The sequence below is a fragment of the Caloranaerobacter longqiensis genome, assembly GCF_050286925.1.
Taxonomy (GTDB): domain Bacteria; phylum Bacillota; class Clostridia; order Tissierellales; family Thermohalobacteraceae; genus Caloranaerobacter.
Genome location: NZ_JBFWFX010000056.1, coordinates 1 through 1,433, shown reverse-complemented (window position 1 = coordinate 1,433; position 1,433 = coordinate 1). Strand labels below are relative to the sequence as shown.

Genomic DNA, 1,433 nt, shown 5'->3' with positions numbered 1-1,433 from the left:
GACAGTTAAAGAGTGTTTAGATACTTTAGGTTGGGAATATGAGCAGATAGGTGAACATTCATTTAGAAATATAAAATGTTGTGGTAAAGAGGTTAAAATGGCAGGCTGGTTCGGTACAGAACATGCATGGTGTCCACTTTGTGGTAAAGGTATGCAAGATATGACAGGAATACTTCCTGCATCTAGTGTTACCGCAGGTATGATTGATGTAGACAAATATGATATATCAGACGGAAGAGTATGGGTTGCAGAAAATATTTGGAGATTAAAATAGTTGCTAAAATTGTTGCAAAAGTTAATGAATGTACAAGATTGATATTAGAAATTGTTGAGGAAAGGAGGCAAGGCTATGAATGATATAAGCATTTGGGTAGCAGTAAAGTTTTATGAATTAGAAAATATCATCACTATAGTGCATGATGGAAAGATAGTTGGATACAAAAGCGAAACAGCCCATCTAGTGGCAGCTAGATAGGCATATGCAAGAAAAAAACACACTTCATAAGTATTATACCTTACCATGAGGTGTAATGCAAGAGCGGAGGAACAAGTATGTACGGAAAAACACTTTCTCAATGTCGAGAAGAATTGATTGAGTATATCAAAAGAGAAGAATCTTATCTTAACACATTAGAAATGACTCCAAACTTTTTAGAAAAGATTAAGGAACAGGCTAGAGGGAACATTAGAAAAGCTAAACAGGAGCTTAAAGAAATTGAAAAATTAATAGGAGGTAAAGAGCATGGAAAACATTAGATTGAGTAACGAGTTTTTAACTATAAATGAGGAAGAAAAAGAAACTTGGAAGGTTACTGATGATTTAGCTGCGGACTGGTGTTTAGACAAAATTAAAGAGGCTAAAGCTGAATTTGAAAGATTTCGTATGGTAGCACAAGCTAAAATAGAGCAGATACAAGCTAGACTACAAGCTGAAGAAGAGAAAATGAATAGAGAAGTAGCTTTCTTTGAATCAAAGTTGAGAGAGTATTTTGAATCGCTAGAAAAAGTTAAAGAAACTAAAACACAGAAGTCTTACAAATTACCAAGTGGCATTCTAAAGCTGAAAAAATCAAAACCTAAGTTTATAAGAGATGACGAAAAACTAGTTAAATGGCTAGAAGCAAACAAATTAGATAATTTGATTAAAATTAAAAAATCACCTGATTGGGCTAATCTTAAAAAGAATGTAGAAGTAGTAGGCGATAAGGTTGTAAACAAAGAAACTGGAGAAATTGTTGAAGGTGTAAGAGTTGAAGAAGTAGCTCCAGAATTTATTGTGGAGGTGTAATAAATGGACAGTACAAGAGAATTACAACCAGTAAATAATGCATTGAGCATAATTGATAATGTTGATATACAACAAGTAGCGGGTACAATGCAGAAAATTGCTAGATTTCAAGCTGTTATTCAGAAAACGCTAAAAAAGAATCATG

At 33.4% G+C, this 1,433-nt stretch carries 4 protein-coding genes; all 4 read left to right on the top strand.

The annotated features are described in order from the left end of the window. Positions 1–274, top strand: a 274-nt coding sequence (locus tag AB4Y15_RS14010; protein ID WP_427340905.1) for a hypothetical protein, incomplete at its 5' end; no start/stop codon positions are given. Between the two features lie 75 nt (positions 275–349). Further along, positions 350–475, top strand: coding sequence for a hypothetical protein (locus AB4Y15_RS14005; protein ID WP_427340955.1), 126 nt, complete (start codon positions 350–352; stop codon positions 473–475). 77 nt (positions 476–552) lie between these two features. Beyond that, positions 553–756, top strand: coding sequence for a hypothetical protein (locus AB4Y15_RS14000; RefSeq protein WP_427340954.1), 204 nt, complete (start codon positions 553–555; stop codon positions 754–756). Beyond that, the gene (locus tag AB4Y15_RS13995; RefSeq protein WP_427340953.1) at positions 743–1,288 is read left to right on the top strand and encodes a host-nuclease inhibitor Gam family protein; all 546 of its coding nucleotides are present in this window, start codon (positions 743–745) and stop codon (positions 1,286–1,288) included. The genes AB4Y15_RS14000 and AB4Y15_RS13995 overlap by 14 nt, the downstream gene beginning before the upstream one ends. The last annotated feature ends 145 nt before the right edge of the window (positions 1,289–1,433 follow it).

Excerpts from the sequence above, each read along its gene's own strand:
- AB4Y15_RS14005 (WP_427340955.1), top strand. The coding sequence starts at position 350 with ATGAATGATATAAGCATTTGGGTAGCAGTAAAGTTTTATGAATTAGAA.
- AB4Y15_RS14000 (WP_427340954.1), top strand. The coding sequence starts at position 553 with ATGTACGGAAAAACACTTTCTCAATGTCGAGAAGAATTGATTGAGTAT.
- AB4Y15_RS13995 (WP_427340953.1), top strand. The coding sequence starts at position 743 with ATGGAAAACATTAGATTGAGTAACGAGTTTTTAACTATAAATGAGGAA.